We start from the raw sequence: 20723 nt of genomic DNA on the forward strand, positions 1-20723 counted from the left end.
TTATAGGATTTTTCTCCTTAATATTTGATAACTTGATCTATTTTGCATCCAGCCAGGGCCCGGGCACCGATTTTGTCCGAAAACAGCGCGTCCTTCATCCCGGCAGCGTGGCCACTGCCGAGAGCCCGCCCCCGGGTCGGTTCTCCAGCACCACATCGCCGCCATGCGCGCGGAAGATGTTGCGCGCGATCGGCAGGCCGAGCCCTGTGCCGCCGGTCTCCCGGTTGCGGCTCGCCTCCAGGCGCCGGAAAGGCTGGAACACTGCCTCGAGCTGATCAGGCGGGATGCCCGGCCCCTCATCCTCGACGGCCAGGCGCACCGCGCGGCCCGGCCCCTCGGCGCCCGTCAGCACCAACTGCGCCGCGCTGCCATAGGCCAGAGCATTGCCGACAAGGTTGGCAAGCGCCCGCTTCAGCGCCACGGGCCTTGCCTGGACCACCAGCCGCTCCGGTCCCCGGTAGCCGATGCGCTCCGCCAAGTCGGGCCGCGCATCCGCCGCCTCGTCCAGCACCGTGCGGCACAGCGCGGCGAGGTCGAGCGCGACCGTCGGCTCGCCGGCCGAATCGTCGCGGGCGAAGGCGAGGGTCGCCGTGACCATCGCCTCCATCTCGTCGAGATCGGCCAGCATCTTCCGCCGCTGCTCGTCGTCGTCCATGAACTCGGCACGCAGCCGCAGCCGGGTGATCGGCGTGCGAAGGTCATGGCCGATGGCGGCCAGCATCTGGGTCCGGTCGCCGACGAAGCGGCGGATGCGCTCGGCCATGGTGTTGAAGGCATGGGCCGCCTTGGCCACCTCGGTCGGGCCCTGCTCCGGCATGCGGGGGGCGTTGACGTCCCGCCCCAGCCGCTCCGCCGCCTCGGCTAGCGCCCGCACCGGCCGTGTCAGCCGCCGCACCGCCCAGTTGATCAGCAGCCCCGCCGCCAGGGTCATGGCAAAGAAGGCGATCAGGAAGGTCTCCGAATGCCAGGGCCGTGGCGGCGGCAGGCTGATGCGGAGGTTGAGCCATTCACCGCTCGGCAGCCGCAGGCTGACCAGGAAGGTCGGTGCCCGGTCGCCCCAGCCGGTCAGGATCTCGCGCGGCCGGAAGCGCGGCGGCCCGCCTCCCAGGAGGTCGAGCCGCAGCATCCGCGCGATGGGCGGCGGAATGGGCGGCTGGTCGAGCCGCGCCACGGGTTCGTCATCGAGGGTCGCCGACAGGCCCTGGGGCAGTTCGAGCTCGGCCAGCATCTGTGCCCGCCGGTCGGCCGGCGCCAGGATGACGGTGCGCCAGGCGCTGATCGCCCGGGCCGAGATTTCGCGCGCCTGGGCGAAGCGCTGCAGGTCCACGCGGTCGAGCGCATGGATGGTCAGCCCCGCCGCCTGGACGGCGGTCAGCGCCAGCAGCAGCACCAGGGCGGTGCGGCCGGCAAGGCTCCGCGGCCAGAAGCGCCAACGGCTCAACTGCGCTCTACCGTCGCCGCCAGCACATAGCCGCCGCCGCGCACGGTCTTGATGAGGCTCGGGTTGCGCCCGTCATCCTCCAGTTTGCGGCGAAGGCGGGAGACGGCGACGTCGATCGCCCGGTCGAAAGGCCCGGCCTGGCGGCCACGCAGCAGGTCCATCAGCATGTCGCGGGTCAGCACCCGGTTCGGCCGCTCCACCAGCACCTGCAGCAGCTCATACTCGCCGCCCGTGAGCGGAACCTCGGCACCATCGGGGTTGAGCAGGCGGCGCCGCGCTGGCTCCAGCGTCCAGCCGCCGAAGCGCACCGCCTTGGCCGGTGGCTCCTTCGCGCTGCCGCCCTCGCCCGAGGCACGTCGCAGCACGGCCCGGACACGGGCCAGCAGCTCCCGCGGGTTGAAGGGCTTGCTGAGATAGTCGTCGGCTCCGAGCTCGAGGCCGACGATGCGGTCGGTCTCGTCGGCCATGGCGGTCAGCATGACGATCGGCACATCGCCCTGGCTGCGAAGCCATTTGGCGAAGTCGAGCCCGCTCTCGCCGGGCAGCATCAGGTCGAGCACCACGAGGTGGTACCGGCCAAGGGGCCAGAGCCGCCGCGCCTCCTTCGCATCCCGGGCGGCGGCGACGCGCATCCCCTGGCGTTCAAGGAATTTCGAGAGGAGGTCGCGGATCTCACGGTCGTCATCGACGACGAGGATATGGGGCTGGGCTTCCATGGTCTTTGTAACATAGCGCGCCCGGCGACGCGTCGCGCCGAAAGTTGTTGCGGCAGGTTGCGGGGGCCGCCGCCGTTGCAGGCCGTTTCAATTCGGCACGGCCGGGGCCTTCCGGCAGCAACATCCGGGGTGCAGCTTCCCGTCACTCATCGACGGCCCCTTCCCCATCCGGGCTGCCGATGGGCTATAGGCGGCGGGGATGGCCCCCCCCTCCACCCCGCCGCCCCCCTTTCCCACACCGCCGGCATGGGCGCTCGACGGGCTGCGGGCCCTGATCGAGGCCGACCCGCGGCTCGGAGGCATCGAGGCAGCGGCCGGCCCGCTGCCCTGGCGCACCCGCCAGCCCGGCTTCCCCGGCCTGCTGCGGGCCATCTGCGGCCAGCAGATCAGCAACCAGGCTGCGGCCGCCATCTGGCGCCGCCTCGCCGCCCTGCCCCATGCGCTGGAGCCGTCCGGGCTGCTGGCGATGGATGACGCGACGCTGTGCGGCATCGCCGGCCTCTCACGGCCGAAGGCGGCGCATGCCCGCTCGCTGGCGACAGCCTGCCTCGACGGCCGGCTCGACTTCGCCGCGCTGCCGGCCATGACGACACCGGAAGCGGTGGCGCATATCGCCGCCGTGAAGGGGCTCGGTCCCTGGACGGCCGAGATCCATCTCCTCTTTGCCGAGCAGCGGCCGGATGTCTTCCCCTCGGGCGACCTGGCGCTGGCGGCCAGCGCGGCGCATCTGCTGGGCCTGCCGGCACGGCCGGGGCCGAAGGCGCTGGCGGTGCTGGCGGAGGGCTGGGCGCCCTGGCGCTCGCTCGCCGCCCGCCTGCTCTGGCATCACTGGCGCTTCGTCACCGGCCGGCCTGCGGTGGAGGATGGCTGAGCTCAGCCCCGCGGTGCCGCGTCGAACCCATCCGCCAGCACGCCGCGCGGGGCGATGAAGTCGTAGGGCCCGCGCGGCAGGAATTGGCCGGTGCCGGGCTCGCCCTGCACCACGCCGTCGCGCATCACCACCTCGCCGCGCCGCACCGTCGCCACCGGCCAGCCGGTGACCTCCAGCCCCTCATAAGGGGTGTAGTCGATGGCGTGCTGCATCAGCGGGTTGGCAATGGTGACGCGCTTCTTCGGGTCCCACAGGGCAAGGTCGGCATCCGCGCCGATGGCGATCGCGCCCTTGCGCGGTGCGAGGCCCATCAGCCGCGCCGGGTTGGTCGCGGTCAGCCGGACGAAGTGCTCGAGGCTGATGCGGCCCTTGGAGACACCCTCGCTGAACAGGATGGGCAGGCGCGCGGCGAGGCCCGGGATGCCGTTCGGGATGTCGCGGAAGGGCGCGTCGCGGCCATTCGCCGCCTTGCCTGCCTCACCGGCCATCGAGAAGCCGCAATGGTCGGAGGAGACGACATCGAGGGTGCCGCGCCGGATCATCTCCCAGACCCTGCCCTGTTCCGCCTCGGTGCGCGGGCTGGGTGAGCACATATAGGCGGCGCCCTCGAAGCCGGGGCGGTCCATGTCGGCGGCGGTGAGGGTCAGGTATTGCGGGCAGGTCTCGCCCCAGACCTTGAGGCCGCGATGCTGGGCACGGGCGATCTCCTCCGCCGCCTCGGCGCAGCTCACATGGAAAACCTGGATCGGTTGATCGACCAACTCTGCTAATGCGATGGCGCGATGCGTCGCCTCGCGCTCGACGACGACGGGGCGCGACCAGGCATGGTATTTCGGCGCGGTCATCCCGGCCTTGATGAGCATCTCGGTCCGCCACTTGATGGCGGCATAGTTCTCGCAATGCACGGTGACGAGGCAGCCATGCCGCCGGGCCGTCGCCAGCACCTTGAGGAACTGCTCGTCGCTGAGATGCAGCGGCTCGTAGGTGAGGAAGACCTTGAGGCTGCGGATCCCGCGGGCGACGATCTGCGGCACCTCGCGCTCCAGCACCTCGTCGGTCGGGTCGCTGATGATCTGGTGGAAGCTGTAGTCGAGCATCCCCTTCGCCGCGCGCTGCTCGTAATCGGCGAGGCGCGGCAGGATGCCCTCGCCCTTCCATTGCGGGACGAAGCAGACGACGCTGGTGGTGCCGCCGGCGAAAGCGGAGGTGCTGGCGGTGCGGAAGCTCTCCTCATTCACCGTCACGGCGAGGTCGCCACCGGTGCCGACATAGCCGCCGCGGGCCGGCTCCTCGATATGGCAGTGGCTGTCGACGCCGCCTGGCAGCACCAGAAGACCACCGGCATCGAGTGTCGCGGCGCCGTCGGTGATGCTCTCGGCCAGCGCCACGATCCGCCCGCCGCGGATGCCGATGTCGCAGCGCATGGTGCCAACGCCGCTGGCGACCAGGCCGCCGCGCACCACCAGATCGTAGTCTGCCATCCGCCCTCTCCTTCGGGATCCCGTCGGCCGGCAGTCTAGAGCATGGGCCCGCGGGTGACATCACTCGCCGGGCAGCGCCCAGGCTCGTCTGATGGCGCGTCAGCGCATCGGGCGGCGCAGGGCCCAGAAGGCGACCGAGCCGGCGACATAGGCGACGATCGAGAGCAGGAAGGCGATGCGGTAGCTGTTGGTGAGATCGAAGATGAAGCCCGCCGCCCAGGAGCCGATGGCGGCACCGAGGCCGGAGCCGATGGTGATGACGCCGAGGATTGTGCCGAGCCGCGGCCCGGGGAAGAGATCGGCGGTCTTCGCCGTGATGGCCGGGCCGCGCGCGCCCCATGTCAGGCCGAAGCCGCAGCCATGCAGCCAGAGGAGCAGGTGCTGATCGGGCGAGGTGATGAGCAAGGCGCAGACCACGCCGAGGATCGAGATGCCATAGGCCAGCAGGGCCGAGGCCTCCCGCCCGATGTAATCGGACAAGGTCCCGGTCGCGATCACCCCGGGGAAGGCCAGGAAGCTGCCCATGCCGAGCACGCCGGCGGCGTAGAGCGGATCGAAGCCGATATCGACGGCGAAGGCGATCTGGTGCAGCGAGACGAGGAAGCTGCCGATGCTGGTGCACATGTAGACGAGGAAAAGCAGCCAGAAGGCACGGGTGCGGATCGCCTCGGCGAGCGTCCATTGGCGCGCGGCGGCCGCTGCCGTGCCGCCGGCCGAGGCCGGTGGCTCCGGGCTGCGGCGGAAGATCGCAGCCAGCGGCAGCACCAGCACGGCCATCGCCGCCGCCTCCGTAAGATAGGCAGCGCGCCAGCCGAAGCCGGTGATCAGCATCTGGCTCGCCGGTGCCGAGAGCGCGCGGCCGAAGGCATTGGCCGATTGCAGCACGGAGACCGCCATGCCGCGCTGGCGGACGAAGATGCGGGAGACGAGCGGCACGAAAACCAGCAGGCCAAGGCAATTGGCGCCGACAGTCATCACGACGCCATAGAGGAAAACCACCTGCCACAGCGAATCGGCGAAGGCACTGCCGAGCAGGCCGAGGGTCAGCAGGCAGCCCCCGAGCAGCACGCAGCGCCGCACGCCCACCCGGTCCACCAGCCCGCCGATAAGCGGCGAGCTGGCACCACCGACGAGCTGTCCGACCGAATAGGCGAGCGAACTCTCCGCCCGCGTCCAGCCGAAATCGGCGACGAAGGCGAGAAGGAAGACCGTATAGGAATGCATGAGGCTGGCGCCGACCGTGAAGGCCAGAAAGGCACCGGCCAGCATCAACCAGGCCTGGCGGGAGGGTTTCTCGGCGGGCCTGACGGGAGATGCTGGCATATGGCCATGCTGCGGGCCATGGCCGAGGCGGTCAATCGGCGGACATCCGGCTAGCCGCAGCCATGGAAGCCGCCACCGGGAACCGGCGCCAGGGCCACGATGCCAAGCAGCGCAAAACCCGCGCCATCGCGCCTGGGCTCGACGATGAGGGCCGCGCCCTCGGGGAAGGCATCGCCGGCCACGGCTTGGCCGAACAGCATGATTGCCGGCGTTCGGTGGCCGACCAGAAGGCGATTGGCACCAGCCGGCACCGGCGCCCCGAGCAGCCGGCGATGCTCGGCAAGAACCCAGGCCAGCCGGTCGCCGGCATAGTCGTCGGCGAGGAGGCCATCGGTGACGGTGACCCGATCGGCACCGAAGGCGAGTTCCGCCGTATCCCGCGCGCGGAAGACCGGCCCGGCCAGCGCCGGCCAGGCAATCGGGATGCCATGGGCCACCAGCGCCGCGCCGAGCCGCCGCGCCTGGTCATGCCCTGCCGGTGACAGGTTCCGCTGGCCGGCGCGGTCGCCGATGCGGAAGCTGCGGTCGCAATTCTCGCCCCGCGTATCGGCATGACGCAGGAAGAGCACGAGACCGCCAGCACGCAACCGGGCCAGCAGCGGCCCCGCCTCGGGTGCCTCCGCCGGCAAGGCCGCAGATGCGGCGCCGGCCAGGCCATGCGGGAGCAGGAGCAACAGAGCGCGTCGATGCATCATGGCGTAAAGTACTGTAGGTCGCGCGAAAGCCTGCGGAAGAACCTGTCGCATGGCGCCATGCGGAGCAACCGGATGCAGCGAATCCTGGCCGCCATCATCGGTATCTGCTGGCTCGTGGCGGCGGTCCCGGCCAATTCCGCCGAATTGCAGGTCCTCAGCGCCGGCGCGATGGAGCCCGGCCTCGAAGTAGCCGCGCAGGCCTTCCGTCGCGCCTCGGGCCAGGCGGTGGTGCTGCGTTACGCGACCGCACCGGGCCTGCAGCGGGCGCTTGCGGAGGGCGAGCCGCCGCATCTCCTGATCGGGCCGCATTCGCTCATGGAGGCCTTGGCCCAGGCGGGGCGCGTGACAGGCAGGCCAACACCGCTCGGCCGGGTCGGCGTCGGCATCGCCGTCCGTCCCGGTCTGTCCATCCAGCCGGTGCTGGATGCCGAGGGGCTACGCGCCCTCGTCACCCAGGCGCAGTCGCTGGTCTACAACCGGGCCTCCACAGGACTTTATGTCGACCGGCTGTTCAGTCGCCTCGGGCTGAGCATGGTGGTGGCGCCCAAGGCGCGGCGATACGCCACGGGGGCGGAGGTGATGGCGCATCTGCTGCAAGGCACTGGGCAGGAGATCGGCTTCGGCGCCATCACCGAGATCCGGATGGTCCGTGAACTCCGCTATCTCGGGCCGTTGCCGCCCGAGCTGCAATCCTACACCACCTATAGCGGCGCCCTGACGCCGGATGCGCCGGTCACCGCCGAGGCGCTGCTACGGTGGCTCACCGGGCCCGAGGCCCGCAGCGCCTTCGACGCCACGGGGATCGAGTCGGTACAGTGAGGGTCAGAGACCAGCCTGGCTGACGAATTTGATGTTCAGATAGGCCTCGATCGCCTCCGACCCGCCTTCCGAGCCGTAGCCGCTGTCCTTGATGCCGCCGAAGGGCACTTCCGGCAGGGCGAGGCCGAGATGGTTGATCGTCATCATCCCGCTCTCGACCTTGGCGGCGATCGCATTCGCCGTCTTGGCCGAGCGGGTGAAGGCGTAGGAGGCAAGGCCATAGGGCAGCCGGTTGGCCTCCTCCACCACCTCATCGAACTCCCGGAAGGGCGCGATCATGGCGAGCGGCCCGAAAGGCTCCTCGTTCATCATCCGGGCATCCTTGGTGACGCCGGTCAGCACGGTCGGCTGGAAGAAATAGCCCTTGTTGCCGATGCGCTCGCCACCGGTATGCACCTCGGCGCCGCGCTGGCGGGCATCGGCGATCAGGCCCTCCATCCAGGGGATGCGGCGGTCATGGACCAGCGGGCCCATCTGGACGCCCTGCTCCATGCCGTTGCCGACCTTCACGGCCTTGGCCGCCGCGACGAATTTCTCGACGAAAGGCTCGTAGTGCTTCTCCTGCACCAGGAAGCGCGTCGGGCTGACGCAGACCTGGCCGGCATTGCGGAATTTGGCGCCCGCCAGGGTCTTCACCGCGAGGTCGAGATCGGCGTCGTCGAAGACAATGGCCGGGGCATGACCGCCCAATTCCATGGTGACGCGCTTCATATGCTGGCCGGCGAGGGCGGCGAGCTGCTTGCCGACCGGGGTGGAGCCGGTGAAGGTCACCTTCTTGATGGTCGGGTGCGGGATCAGGTACTCGCTGATCTCGGCCGGGATGCCATAGACGAGGCCGACGACGCCCGCGGGCAGGCCGGCATCGACGAAGCAGCGGATCAGCGCGGCCGGGGAGGCCGGGGTCTCTTCCGGTGCCTTGACGATGATCGAGCAGCCGGTGGCCACCGCGGCGGAGAGCTTGCGGACGACCTGGTTGATCGGGAAGTTCCACGGCGTGAAGGCGGCGACGGGGCCGATCGGCTCCTTCACCACCAGCTGGTAGACGCCCTCGGCGCGGGCCGGGATGACGCGGCCATAGGCGCGGCGGGCCTCCTCGGCGAACCAGTCGATGATGTCGGCGCCGGCCAGCGTCTCCATCTTCGCCTCGGGCAGCGGCTTGCCCTGCTCGGCGGTCATCAGCGCGGCGATCTCGTCGGCGCGGGAGCGGAGGATGTCGGCCGCCTTGCGCATCAGCTTGGCGCGCTCGAAGGCGGAAACCTTCTTCCATGTGGCGAAGCCACGCTCGGCCGCCTCCAACGCCTCGTCGAGGTCGTCCTTGCCGGCATGGGCGACCTCGCCGATCACCTCCTCGGTGGCCGGGTTGATCACCTGCAGCATCTTGCCGGAACGGCTGTTCCGCCACTCCCCGTTGATATGCAGCTGGACGGTCGGATAGGCCATGGGTGTCTCCTGGCTATTTGGGCGGGCCCTGTGCCCGCCGAGGCTGTTTGGGCGGGCCGGTCCCGCCGGGCTCCACGGCAATGTGGCCCCGCTGCCGGAGCGGGGCAACCCGGTACGTTATAAGCCGGCGGTTATAGCGTGACGAAGCGCCCTTCCCCAGCCGCACGCAGCAGCGCCTCGATCAGCCGCTGCACGCCGAGCGCGCTGGCACCCGAATTCCTCGGCGCCCGATCCTCGACGATGGCGTCCAGCATCTCGGCAAGCAGCGCGCGGTGGGGGCCGTGGTCGAAGGCCATGGGGTCGGCGCCACCGCCTCCGGCGTTGCCGTGGTCGATGATCTCGGGCGAACCACCCTCCGGGTGCAATTCGAGCCGTTCCGCCACCAGCATCGCGCTGCCGCGCGTGCCGGCGATGTCGATGCGTTCCGGGAAGCCGGGGCGCGCCACGGTCGTGGCGTTCAGCGTGCCGATCGCACCGCCGGCGAAGCGCAGGGCGGCGGCGACGATGTCCTCGGTATCGATCGCCCGGAGCGGGCTGGTGCGGGCGAAGGCGGCCACTTCCGCGACCGGTCCCATCAAGTGGAGCAGCAGATCGATAGTGTGGATCGCCTGCGTCAACAGCACGCCGCCGCCGTCGCGCGCCTTCATCCCCCGGCCTGGCTGGGCGAAATAATTCGCGTCCCGCCACCAGCGGATGGTGGCCGATGCCGAGAGCGGGTCGCCCAGCAACCCGGCCTCCAGCGCCGCCTTCAGGCGTAGCGCGGCCGGGCGGAAGCGATGCTGGAAGACAACGCCGAGGGTGACGCCGGCCCGCTCCGCCATGGTGACCAGCGCCTCCGCCCGGGCCAGGTCGAATTCCAGCGGCTTCTCCACCAGCAGGTGCTTGCCGGCCGCAGCCGCGGCCTCGGCGACGGGGAGATGCGCGGCCGGCGGCGTCAGGACCAGCACGAGGTCGAGGCCGGGCGCGGCGAGCAGCGCTTCGAGCCTGTCGAAAACCGGAGCCTGCCAGCGGGCGGCGAAAGCCGTGCGCCGTTCTGCCGAAGGGCTGAAGCCGCCGATGAACCGGGCGCGACCGGCGCCCTCGAGGTCCCGCAAGGCCAGGGCATGGGGCGCCACCGCCATGCCGAGGCCGACCATTCCAACGCCGAGCACCCTCGCCATGACTTCCCTTTTCCCCGCTTCGGCTTCTATCGTGCCGCATTGGCCAGCGCGGGCAAACCGCGCGGCCTGCCCTGGGGAGGGTCCGATGAGGCTGGACGGGACCGCGCGGCCGATCGCGCGCCGGGATGTGATGCGTCTCCTCGGGCTGGGGGCCGGATCGGCCCTGCTGCCTGCCGGCCAAGCCTATGCCCAGGCGCGGGGCGCCACGCTGGTGATCGGCATCGATATCAGCGACACCATCACCCTCGATCCGGTGAAGCAGGCGCAATACACGCCGCCGATGACGCTCGCGGCGACCTATGATGCGCTGCTGACCCTCGCCCCGGGCGACTATGTGGAACCGAAGCCCTCGCTTGCCACCGCCTGGGCGCGCACGCCGGATGGCAAGGGCTGGCGCTTCACCCTGCGGGACGGGGTGAAATTCGCCTCCGGCGCGGTGATGACGGCGGAGGACGTGCAGTTCACCTTCCAGCGCCTGCTGGCGATGAAGGAACAGACCCAGCAATACGTCAAGGCGATCGACCGGTGCGAGGTCGTCGACGCCAGGACGATCGACCTCGTCATGAACGAGCCGGCTGCGCCTCTGCTGAATATCCTTTGCGCGCCGACCTTCGGCATCACCGAGAAGAAGCTGGTGATGCAACATGGCGGGACCATGGCGGCGGATGCCAAGGAGACCGACAAGGCAACCGATTGGCTGAACCAGAACAGCGCCGGCACGGGTGCCTATCGGCTGGTGCGATGGGAGCGGAACCAGCAGATCCAGCTCGTCCGCAACCCGCATCACTGGCGCGGGATGGCGGCCTATGAGCGGGTCGTGATCCGGCATTTCAGCGATAGCGCGGCGCAGCTGCTGGCGATCCGGCGCGGCGACATCCAGGCCGCCTTCAACCTGATCCCCGAGCAGATCGCCACTCTGCGCGACGAGGCCCAGCTGCGTACGGAGCGCCTGCCGAGCCTCGACTTCGTCTATATGGCGCTGACGCAGAACGCCGAGTTCAACCGGGCGCTCGGGCAGAAGGCCTGCCGCCAGGCAATCGGCCATGCCATCGACTATGACGGCATCCTCGGCAGCATGCTCGGCGGGGCGGCACAGCGACCGGCGCATTTCCTGCCGATCGGGGTGAATGGCAGCACCGAAGCGGTGGCGCAGGAGGTCGGCTTCCGCCAGGACCTCGAGAAGGCGAAGCGGCTGCTGCAGGAGGGCGGCTTCCCCGAGGGTTTCGAGTTCGAGATCGCCTATGGCAATGCCGCGGTTGCTGGCGTCTCCTACCAATTGCTGGCGCAGAAGATCCAGGCCGATCTCGGCCGCGTCGGCATCCGGGCCAAGCTGGCGCCGATGGATCAGGTCAATCTCCGCACCAGCTACACCACCGGGCGCTCGCAGGGCGGGGTGCTGACCTTCTGGAACCCGCCGGCCGTCGAGAATGAGCTCTGGGCCGCAGCAGTGGTAGAGCGGGTGGCGAAGCGGGTGCACTGGCCCGTGCCACCCGAGATGACGGCGCTGGTGAAGCGCGCGGCGGAGGAGACGGACAAGGCGAAGGCCGCCGCGCTCTGGGTGGAATGGCAGCGGGCGATGGTGGACCAGGCGAACCACGTCATCCTCTTCCAGCCGGTCTATCAGATCGCGGTGCGCAACACGGTGAAGCAATTCCCGCTGACGGCGGCGGGTTGGCAGCTGGAGATCGGCTCGACCATGCCGGCATGACGGAGGAGACCCGGCGATGAAGATGATGTGGTTCCACCTGATGCCCTATACGGAACTGCCGGATGATTTCCGGGAGCGGCATCCTTCCGTCTGGGTGGACGTGCACAGCACGCTCTTCGACCCCAAGCGCGCCCATCTCATGTATAACGACTTCATGGACGAGCTCGAATACGCCGCCGAATGCGGCTTCGATGCGGTCTGCGTGAACGAGCACCACTCGAACGGCTACGGGCTGATGCCGAGCCCGAACCTCATCGCCTCGGCACTGGCACGACGCACGCAGAACACCCCGATCTGCGTCATGGGCAATTCGCTGGCGCTCTACAATCCGCCGACACGCGTGGCGGAGGAATTCGCCATGATCGACGTGATCAGCGGCGGCCGGCTCATCGCCGGCTTTCCGGTCGGCACGCCAATGGACACCTGCTACGCCTATGGCCAGAACCCGTCGATGCTGCGGGCGCGCTACCTCGAGGCGCATGACCTCGTGGTGAAGGCCTGGACCGAGAAGGATACCTTCGCCTTCAACGGCCGCTTCAACCAGCAGCGCTACGTGAACATCTGGCCGCGGCCGATCCAGCAGCCGCACCCGCCGATCTGGGTCCCGGGCGGCGGCTCGGTCGAGACCTGGCAGTGGTGCGCCGAGATGGACTACGTCTACTGCTATCTCAGCTATTACGGTTACAAGGCCGGCCGCGCCATCATGGACGGGTTCTGGGCCGAGATGGACCGGCTGGGCAAGGACCGTAACCCCTATCGCGCCGGCTTCCTGCAATTCATCGGTGTCGCCGAGAGCCGCGAACAGGCCATGGAGCTCTACCGCGAGCCGGCCGAGTATTTCTATGGCCGCTGCCTGCATGTCGATGGCCGCTGGGCGACGCCGCCGGGCTACATGACCGAGGCGACGCAGCGGGCCGGCCTGCAGAGCCAAGTGGCCAAGGCGGCCGGCAATAGCCAGAGCACCCTCGGCAAGGGCACCCAGGAACGCTTCGCCGGCACCGCCAAGGAGATGGAGGGCATCGTCGAGAATGGCTATGTCATCATCGGCAGCCCGGACGAGGTGGCGGAGCAGCTGCGCGAGGTGGCGACCACGCTGAATGTCGGCCACCTGATGCTGCTGCTGCAATTCGGCAACATGTCGAAGCAGCTCACCAAATACAACACCAGGCTCTTCGCCGAGCAGGTGATGCCGAAGCTGCGCGACCTGTTCTCCGACTGGGAGGATCGCTGGTGGCCGCAGCCGATCTCGGCGGAAGAGACCGCCGAGCTGCCAGCCTTCACCCCACGCCTCGCGGCCGAATAATCAGGGCGTGATGCCGAGGCGCGCCAGCCGGTGCGCCTGCGCCGCATTCACCGCATGGTCCGGCAGGCGGCCCTCCGCCAGGGCCGCCACCTGGCGAACAGTGTCGAAGGCCTGATGCTCGATGGCGGCCGGCGTCAGCCCGCCGATATGCGGCGTTGCTACGACTCTCGGATGCGCGGCCAGTGCGGGCATCGGCATCTGGTCCGGCGCACGGCCGACATCGAGGGCGCAACCAGCCAGGTGGCCGCTGTCGAGCGCGGCCTGCAGCGCCGCCTCGTCGACCAGATTGCCGCGCGACGGGTTCAGGAAGAAGGCACCGCGCTTCATCCGGTCGAAGGCGGCGGCATCCATAAGGTTCTCGGTCTGCTCATTGGCAACGGCGAGGCAGACGACGAAGTCGCTCTCGGCCAGCAGCCGCTCCCGCGGCACCTGCCCGATGCGCGCATCCTCCACCTGCACGAAGGGGTCGGCCACCAGCACATGCATGCCAAGGGCAAGGCCGAGCGGTGCGAGATAGTGGCCGATGGCGCCATAGCCGATGATCCCGAGTGTGCTGCCGCTGAGCTGCACCCCCATGCGGGCCTCGGGAACCCTCCCCTGGTGGTAGGCGGCGGCGGCGGCGCTGACGCCCCGGGCAAGATCGACCATCTGCCCCAGGACGAGCTCCGCCACCGAGGGGATGAAGCCGGGCGTCGCGCGGGTGACGAGCACGCCGGCGGCGCTGGCGGCCTCGACATCGACATTGCGGATGTCGACGGCACAGCGGAGGAACGCTACGAGGTCCGGGGCATGCGCGAAGGTCGCCGCCTCCCCCGGTGACTGCCGGTAGCTGACGATGGCCTGGCAGCCGGCGGCCGCCTCCGCCAGTTCCCGCCCCGCCAGGTGGCGCCCGGTTTCGTTCAGGCGCACATCGGCCACCTTGCGCAGCGCGGCGAGCGCATGCGGGCCATAGTAGTTGGCCAGTGCCTCCTCCGTATGGGTCAGATAGACCAGCATGCTTCCCTCCACCTTCTTCGCGGCTAGACTACAGGCAACGAAGGCAGGGAGAAGCGGCGTCGATGCTGCGGACCGTGGTCACGCGACTGGCCGGCGCTGCCATCATGGCCGTGCTGGCGACCCTGGTGGTGTTCCTCATCGCCAATACCGTGCCGGGCGACCCCGTGCTGGCGCAGCTGGGCGACATCGCTGCCAGCAATCCGGCAACGGTCGCGGAATGGCGCGCGAAATGGGGACTCGATCTGCCGCTCTGGGAACGCTACCTGCTCTTCCTGCGGGGCCTGCTGCAGGGCGATCTCGGCATCTCCATCGCGTCGCAACGGCCGGTGCTGGACGATATCGCGCAATACGCGCCAGCCACGGTGGAACTGGCGACGATCGCCTTCCTCCTCGCCCTCGGCACCGGCATCCCGCTCGGCATCGCCGCCGCGGTATGGCACGATTCCTGGGTGGATGCGGCGGCGCGGGTGATCTCCCTCATCGGCGTCTCCTCGCCCACATTCTGGCTCGCCTTCGTCATGCTGGCGATCTTCTATGGCGGGCTGCAGATCGCACCCGGCCCGGGACGGCTCGACCCGATCGCCTTCCCGCCGGATGAGGTGACCGGCCTCTTCCTCATCGACAGCCTCCTCGCCGGCGACCGGGAGGCCTTCCACGATGCGGCGGCGCATCTCGTGCTGCCCTCGATCGTGCTGGCGGCGGCGACCATCGGCCTCATCACCCGCACCACGCGGGCAGCGATGCTGGAGGCGATGGGGCAGGATTACGTCCGCGTCTCCCGCGCCAAGGGGATGCGCGAGAGCTACACCATCCTCCGTCACGTCCTGCCCAATGCGCTGATCCCGGTGGTGACGCTGGGAGGGCTGGCCTATGCCAACCTCCTCGCCGGGGCGGTCATGACCGAGACGGTGTTCTCCTGGCCAGGGCTCGGGCGCTACACATTCCGCAGCGCGGCTGCCCTCGACTTCCCCGCCATCATGGGGATCACGCTTGTGGTCTCGATCACCTACCTGCTGGTCAACCTTCTCGTCGACCTTTCCTATGCCATGCTCGATCCACGGGTAGGGCGATGAGCGCGAGCCTCGCCCTTCCCGCCCCGCCGTCGCGCCGCGCGCGGCTCTGGCGGCGCTACGGGCTGGCCGCAGTCGGGGCAGCCATCGTGCTGGCCTGGGTGCTGGTGGCGATCCTGGCGCCCTGGCTCGCCCCCTACCCGCCCGATTTCGTCGATGTGACGAACCGGCTGCGGCCACCATCGGCCCTGCATTGGCTCGGGACCGATGCGCTGGGGCGGGACTGCTTCTCGCGCCTGCTGTTCGGCGCGCGGATCTCGCTGCTGGCGGGGATCTCCGTCGTCGCTCTCGGTGCCGCCTTCGGCACGCTGGTGGGGATGGTCGCCGCCTATGCGCGCGGCCTCGCGGATGCGGCGCTGATGCGGCTGACCGACCTGGTGCTCTGCTTCCCGCCAATCATCCTGGCGCTGGCGATCGCCGCGGCCCTCGGCATCGGCACCACCAATACCATCATCGCCATGTTGGTGGTGTGGTGGCCGAAATTCGCCCGGCTGGCCCGGGCCCTCGCCCTGGTGCAGCGCAGCCAGGAATATGTCGAAGCCGCCGTGGTTCTGGGGCTGAAGCCGGCACGCATCCTCGGCAGGCATATCCTGCCCAATGCCGTCGGACCGTTGGTGGTGCTGGTCACGCTCGACCTCGGCAATGCCATCATCACCTTCGCTGGCCTCTCCTTCCTCGGCCTCGGCGTGGTGCCGCCCACGGCGGAATGGGGCGCGATGGTCGCCGAGGGCCGTGAACTGGTGGAGCAGTGGTGGGTCGCCACCTTCCCGGGCCTCGCCATCCTGACCATCGTTCTCGGCTTCAACTTCCTCGGCGATGGAGTGCGCGATTGGCTCGATCCGAAGGCGCGCAGCCGATGAAACCGCCGACCTTGGAGGTGGAAGGCCTGCGCACCGTCTTCCTGACGGATGCCGGGCCGGTGCGTGCCGTCGATGGCGTCTCCTTCACCGTCGATGCAGGCGAGACGCTGGGCATCGTCGGCGAGAGCGGCAGCGGCAAGAGCGTCACGGCGCTGTCCCTGATGCGGCTGCTGGAGGAGCCTGCGCGGATCGTCGGCGGCAGCATGCGCTTCCAGGGACGCGACCTGCTGGCGATGCGGCCCGACGAGCTGCGCGCCCTGCGCGGTGACCGCATGGCGATGGTCTTCCAGGACCCGATGACCGGGCTCAACCCCGTCATCCGCATCCTGCGCCAGCTGACCGAGCCGATGGTGGGGCACGGTCGCTTCGCCCCGTCGGAGGCGCGGCGGCGGGCCATAGGGCTGCTCGGCCGCATGGGGATCGCGTCGCCGGAGCGGAACGTCTCCCGCTTTCCGCATGAGTTTTCCGGCGGCATGCGCCAGCGGGTGATGCTGGCGATGGGCTTCGCCAACGACCCGGCACTGCTGATCGCCGACGAGCCGACCACCGCGCTGGACGTGACGATCCAGGCCCAGATCCTGGATCTGCTGCGCCAGCTCAATGCCGAATTCGGCACGGCGATCCTGCTCATCAGCCATGACCTCGGCGTCATCGGCAGCGTCTGCCGTCGGGTCGCGGTGATGTATGCGGGCGAAGTGGTGGAGGAGGCGCCGACCGCCGCGGTGCTGGAGGACCCGCGCCACCCCTATGCCTGGGCGCTGGTGAATGCGGTACCGCGGATCGACCAACCGCTCGGCGAGGATCGCCGCCTCGTCAGCATCGAGGGTGCGCCGCCGGATGCCCTGGCTCTGCCGCCCGGCTGCCGCTTCGCGCCGCGCTGCCCCTTCAAGGTGGAGCGTTGCGAACGGGAGCATCCGCCGCTGGCCGAGGTGGCGCCGGGCCGCCTGGCGCGCTGCTGGGTGACGCAGGCGGGGCAGCTACTGCCCAGGACGGGCGGCGCCGGCCTGGGCGGCGCCCGTGCCGTCCCCTCCGCTGGCGCGCCACTGCTCACAGTGCGGGGGCTGGTGAAGCATTTCCCGCTGCCGCGTGAGAGTCTCTTCGCGCCCCGCCGGGTGGTGCATGCGGTAAACGGCATCGATCTCGACCTGGCTCGGGGCGAGACGCTCGGCATCGTCGGCGAGAGCGGCTGCGGCAAGTCCACCCTGGCGCGCCTCGTCACGCGCATCCATGCGCCGACCGCAGGCAGCATCGTCTTCGACGGGCAGGAGATCGCAACGGCCAGCGCCGCCGCCATCCGCCCGTTGCGGCGGCGGATGCAGATGGTCTTCCAGGATCCCTATGCCTCGCTCAACCCGCGCATGACGATCGGGGAGACGCTGGCGGAGCCCTTGGTAGCGCACGGCCTGGCGCAGCGCGGGGCGGAGGTGCGGGACCGGGTGAGCGGGCTGCTGGCGACGGTCGGGCTGAACCCTGCCTGGGTCTCGCGCTTCCCGCATGAGTTCAGCGGCGGGCAGCGGCAGCGCATCTCCATCGCCCGCGCGCTGGCTCTGGAGCCGGAACTGGTCGTGGCGGATGAGCCGATCAGCGCGCTCGATGTGAACATCCAGGCCCAGATCCTGAACCTGATGCTCGACCTGCAGCAGCGGCTGGGTCTGACCTACCTGTTTATCGCGCATGACCTGGCCGTGGTGCGGCATCTCTGCGACCGGGTGGCCGTGCTCTATCTCGGGCAGGTCATGGAGAGCGCGCCGGCGGAGGCGCTGTTCGCCCGCCCGCTGCACCCTTACACCGGCGTGCTGATCTCCGCGGTCCCGGTGCCCGGCCGTGCCCGCGTGGTGCTGGAGGGGGAGCCACCGAGCACCCTCATCCGGCCCACCGGCTGCCCGTTCCGGGGGCGGTGCCCCATTGCACGCCCCCTCTGCGAAACACCGCCACCGCTGGCCGAGCACGCTCCCGGCCGCTGGGCGGCGTGCCACTTCCCCGGCGAGTTCGCCCATGCTGGATTAGGCGCATGAATTCTCCCCTTCCCGATATCCTCGCCCGCCTCGATGCCGATGCCCCCGCCGCGGAGGCAAGGCTGATCGACTGGCTCCGCATCCCGAGCATCAGCGCCCAGCCGGCGCATGCGGGCGATTGCCTGCGCGCCGCCGAATGGGTGCGCGACCAGCTCGCCGGCATGGGCTTCGATGCCGGCATCCGCCCGACCGCCGGCCATCCCGTTGTCGTCGCGCATCACCCCGGGCCCGGGCCGGATGCGCCGCATCTGCTGTTCTACGGGCATTACGACGTGCAGCCGCCGGACCCGCTGGCGCTCTGGACCTCGCCGCCCTTCGATCCGGTGGTGGTCGAGGGACCGCATGGCCGCCGCGTGGTCGCGCGCGGCGCGGTCGACGACAAGGGGCAGACGGCGATGTGGCTTGAGGCCCTGCGCGCCTGGCACGAGGTCGCCGGCGGGCCGCCCTGCCGCGTCTCCGTCTTGATCGAGGGCGAGGAGGAGGTCGGCTCGCCGAGCCTCGATGCCTTCCTGGCCGCCAACAAGGCGGAGCTGGCGGCCGATGTTGCCGTCATCAGCGATACCGGCATGTGGGATATCGACACGCCCGCCATCACCACGCGGCTGCGTGGCATGGTCTATGCGCAGATCGACCTGAAGGCGGCCTCGCGCGACCTGCATTCCGGCATCTATGGCGGTGCGGCGCTGAACCCGATCAATGCGCTGTCGCGGGTCATGGGCGGGCTGCATGACGAGAACGGGCGCGTCCAGATCCCGGGCTTCTATGACGGCATCGCCGAGATCACCAACGCGCAGCGGGTGGAGTGGGACAGCCTCGGTTTCGACGAGGGGGCTTTCCTCGGCGATATCGGCCTCGCCACGCCGGCGGGCGAACGGGGGCGGAGCGGGCTGGAGCGGCTCTGGGCGCGGCCGACGGCCGATCTCAACGGCATCTGGGGCGGCTATACGGGCGATGGCAGCAAGACCGTCATCGCCTCGGAGGCCCATGCCAAGCTCTCCTGCCGCCTGGTGCCCGGCCAGGACCCGGCGAAGGTGGCGGAGGGCATCCGCCGCTTCGTCGCCGAGCGGCTGCCACACGATGCCAAGGCGGAGGTGACGATCTTCACCACGACGCCAGGGATCGAGGTGCCGGCCGACAGCCGCTGGGTGGCCGCGGCCCGGGGCGCGCTGGCGGAGGAATACGGCCGCCCGGCCGTGCTGATCGGCAGCGGCGGTTCCATCCCCGTGGTGGAGAGCATGCGGCGCCTGCTCGGCCTCGACAGCCTGCTGGTCGGCTTCGGGCTGAACGACGACCAGGTGCACAGCCCGAACGAGAAATTCGAGCTGCGCTGCCTGCACCAGGGTGCCCGCAGCCATGCGCGGATGCTGGCGGCCTTCGCCGCGCGCTAATTCGAAGGAATCACCTTTCCTGGATTCATGAGGCCCTGCGGATCGAGCGTCGCCTTGATCCGCCGCATCAGTTCCAGCGCCAGCGGGTCCTTCAGCGCCTGCATGACATGCAGCTTGCTCGTGCCGATGCCGTGCTCGGCGCTGAAGCTACCGCCAAGCGCGACGGCGATCTCGTTCACCACCATATCGGCACCGCCGGCGATGGCCGCCCAGTCCTTCTGCGCGATACCCGGCGGCGCCTTCAGGCTGACATGGATGTTGCCGTCCCCGGCATGGCCGATGGCGTACATCCGCCCCTCCGGCCAGCGCGCCGCCAGCGCTGCCTCGATGCGGCCGAGGAATTCCGGCACGGCGGAGACGGGCACCGCCGTGTCGGTGGCGATGGCCGGGCCATCCATGCGGGAGAATTCCGGGAAGTCCTCGCGGATGCGCCAGAAGGCCAGGCGCTGTGCCTCGCTCTCGGCCGGCACCGCGTCGGTGCATTCGCCGGCCTCGAGCGCCCCCTCCAGCGCCGTCTCCAGCATGGCGCGGACGGGCACGGCCGGGTGCGGCGCGGCCATTTCCACCATGACGAACCACGGGCTCTCCAGCGGCAGCGGCAGGCGGAGATGCGGGCCGTGCCGCGCCACCATCTCGAGGCAGAGCCGGTTCATCAGCTCGAAGGCGATCAGCTCCGCCCCTGCCCCCTGCATGCGCCCGAGCAGCGAGAGCGCAGCCTCCGGCGAGGGCACGGCGAGGAAGGCGGTCTCGACCGCCCGCATCGGCGGCACCAGCCGCAGCGCAGCGGCGGTGATGACGCCAAGCGTACCCTCGGCGCCGATGAAGAGGTGCCGCAGCGCGTAGCCGCTATTGTCCTTCCGCACCCGCCGCAGGTCGTTCAGCACCCGCCCGTCGGCCAGCACCACCTCGAGGCCCAGCACCAGCTCCCGCGCATTGCCCCATCGGATGGTGCGTATGCCCCCCGCATTCGTGCCAAGCATTCCGCCGATCTGCGCCGTGCCCTGGGCGCCCCAGGCGATGGGGAAGAACCGGTCGACCGCCGCCGCCGCCTGCTGCACCTGCTGCACCACGCAGCCGGCCTCGGCGACCACCGAAAAATCCCGCGCATCGACGTCACGGATACGGTTCAGCCGCTCGAGGCTGAGCACCAGCGAGGGAGGAGCGCCCGGCCGCGCCACCGCGGCGCCGGCGAGGCCCGTGCGCCCACCGGCTGGCACCACGGGGATTCCGGCCTCGCTGGCGATGCGCATGGCGGCGGAGACTTCCTCCACCCGCCCCGGCTTCAGCACCGCCAGCGGCATGGCGCGGGAGGTGCCTCGCCAATCCACGGCATAGGGCGCCATGTCCCCTTCGTCGGTCAGGCAGTTTCTTGGGCCGATCGCTTCGGCCAGGGCATCGAGCATAGGCATGCCGGACAGTCTCCCGCTGCGGTTTCGC

At 69.9% G+C, this 20723-nt stretch carries 17 protein-coding genes; 8 read left to right on the forward strand and 9 right to left on the reverse strand.

What is annotated here, in order from left to right:
• Positions 1-94: 94 nt before the first annotated feature.
• The gene (locus tag BLR02_RS18425) at positions 95-1441 is read right to left on the reverse strand and encodes an ATP-binding protein (protein ID WP_245704846.1); all 1347 of its coding nucleotides are present in this window, start codon (positions 1439-1441) and stop codon (positions 95-97) included.
• Positions 1438-2157, reverse strand: a complete 720-nt coding sequence (locus tag BLR02_RS18430) for a response regulator (protein WP_090566322.1) — start codon at positions 2155-2157, stop codon at positions 1438-1440. The genes BLR02_RS18425 and BLR02_RS18430 overlap by 4 nt, the downstream gene beginning before the upstream one ends.
• Before the next feature lie 199 nt (positions 2158-2356).
• Here BLR02_RS18430 and BLR02_RS18435 point away from each other — a divergent pair, with 199 nt between their 5' ends.
• The gene (locus BLR02_RS18435; RefSeq protein WP_090664201.1) at positions 2357-3028 is read left to right on the forward strand and encodes a DNA-3-methyladenine glycosylase family protein; all 672 of its coding nucleotides are present in this window, start codon (positions 2357-2359) and stop codon (positions 3026-3028) included.
• Positions 3029-3030: 2 nt separating this feature from the next.
• Here the strand turns inward: BLR02_RS18435 and hydA are convergent, their stop codons facing one another.
• The 3 genes from hydA to BLR02_RS18450 all read right to left on the reverse strand — a co-directional run bounded on the left by hydA (position 3031) and on the right by BLR02_RS18450 (position 6506).
• Positions 3031-4509 (reverse strand): dihydropyrimidinase, encoded by a 1479-nt coding sequence (hydA, locus tag BLR02_RS18440; protein WP_090664202.1) that lies wholly within the window; start codon positions 4507-4509, stop codon positions 3031-3033.
• A 99-nt stretch (positions 4510-4608) separates the two neighbouring features.
• On the reverse strand, positions 4609-5832 hold the full coding sequence (locus BLR02_RS18445; RefSeq protein ID WP_090566313.1) for an MFS transporter: 1224 nt from the start codon (positions 5830-5832) through the stop codon (positions 4609-4611).
• A 50-nt stretch (positions 5833-5882) separates the two neighbouring features.
• Positions 5883-6506 (reverse strand): histidine phosphatase family protein, encoded by a 624-nt coding sequence (locus BLR02_RS18450; RefSeq protein WP_176849663.1) that lies wholly within the window; start codon positions 6504-6506, stop codon positions 5883-5885.
• A gap of 93 nt (positions 6507-6599) precedes the next feature.
• Between BLR02_RS18450 and BLR02_RS18455 the strand changes: the two genes are divergently transcribed.
• Positions 6600-7346, forward strand: a complete 747-nt coding sequence (locus BLR02_RS18455; RefSeq protein ID WP_176849664.1) for a molybdate ABC transporter substrate-binding protein — start codon at positions 6600-6602, stop codon at positions 7344-7346.
• Positions 7347-7349: 3 nt separating this feature from the next.
• Here BLR02_RS18455 and BLR02_RS18460 read toward each other — a convergent pair whose 3' ends face one another.
• Positions 7350-8786, reverse strand: a complete 1437-nt coding sequence (locus tag BLR02_RS18460) for an NAD-dependent succinate-semialdehyde dehydrogenase (protein WP_090664204.1) — start codon at positions 8784-8786, stop codon at positions 7350-7352.
• A gap of 131 nt (positions 8787-8917) precedes the next feature.
• Positions 8918-9946, reverse strand: a complete 1029-nt coding sequence (locus BLR02_RS18465) for a Gfo/Idh/MocA family protein (protein ID WP_090664205.1) — start codon at positions 9944-9946, stop codon at positions 8918-8920.
• A gap of 85 nt (positions 9947-10031) precedes the next feature.
• Between BLR02_RS18465 and BLR02_RS18470 the strand changes: the two genes are divergently transcribed.
• Both BLR02_RS18470 and BLR02_RS18475 read left to right on the forward strand, forming a co-directional pair.
• Complete coding sequence (locus BLR02_RS18470; protein ID WP_176849665.1) at positions 10032-11654, forward strand: ABC transporter substrate-binding protein; 1623 nt, start codon at positions 10032-10034, stop codon at positions 11652-11654.
• A 16-nt stretch (positions 11655-11670) separates the two neighbouring features.
• A complete protein-coding gene (locus BLR02_RS18475; RefSeq protein ID WP_090566300.1) occupies positions 11671-12957 on the forward strand; it encodes an LLM class flavin-dependent oxidoreductase in 1287 nt (428 codons plus the stop codon).
• Here the strand turns inward: BLR02_RS18475 and BLR02_RS18480 are convergent, their stop codons facing one another.
• Complete coding sequence (locus tag BLR02_RS18480) at positions 12958-13953, reverse strand: NAD(P)-dependent oxidoreductase (protein ID WP_090664207.1); 996 nt, start codon at positions 13951-13953, stop codon at positions 12958-12960.
• Between the two features lie 62 nt (positions 13954-14015).
• Between BLR02_RS18480 and BLR02_RS18485 the strand changes: the two genes are divergently transcribed.
• From BLR02_RS18485 to BLR02_RS18500, 4 genes are read left to right on the forward strand one after another with little or no spacing between them, the layout of a single operon-like run.
• The gene (locus tag BLR02_RS18485; protein ID WP_090664208.1) at positions 14016-15026 is read left to right on the forward strand and encodes an ABC transporter permease; all 1011 of its coding nucleotides are present in this window, start codon (positions 14016-14018) and stop codon (positions 15024-15026) included.
• On the forward strand, positions 15023-15883 hold the full coding sequence (locus tag BLR02_RS18490; RefSeq protein WP_090566290.1) for an ABC transporter permease: 861 nt from the start codon (positions 15023-15025) through the stop codon (positions 15881-15883). Before BLR02_RS18485 ends, BLR02_RS18490 begins: the two co-directional genes overlap by 4 nt.
• Positions 15880-17898: a dipeptide ABC transporter ATP-binding protein gene (locus BLR02_RS30510; RefSeq protein ID WP_090664209.1), complete on the forward strand. Its 2019-nt coding sequence runs from the start codon at positions 15880-15882 to the stop codon at positions 17896-17898. Before BLR02_RS18490 ends, BLR02_RS30510 begins: the two co-directional genes overlap by 4 nt.
• Entirely contained in the window at positions 17895-19286 is a 1392-nt protein-coding gene (locus BLR02_RS18500) for a dipeptidase (RefSeq protein WP_090664210.1), read from the forward strand. The genes BLR02_RS30510 and BLR02_RS18500 overlap by 4 nt, the downstream gene beginning before the upstream one ends.
• Here the strand turns inward: BLR02_RS18500 and BLR02_RS18505 are convergent.
• Complete coding sequence (locus tag BLR02_RS18505) at positions 19283-20695, reverse strand: FAD-binding oxidoreductase (RefSeq protein WP_090664211.1); 1413 nt, start codon at positions 20693-20695, stop codon at positions 19283-19285. The two genes, BLR02_RS18500 and BLR02_RS18505, sit on opposite strands and share 4 nt — an antisense overlap.
• Positions 20696-20723 lie beyond the last annotated feature (28 nt).

The sequence above is a fragment of the Belnapia rosea genome, assembly GCF_900101615.1.
Classification (GTDB): Bacteria; Pseudomonadota; Alphaproteobacteria; order Acetobacterales; family Acetobacteraceae; genus Belnapia; species Belnapia rosea.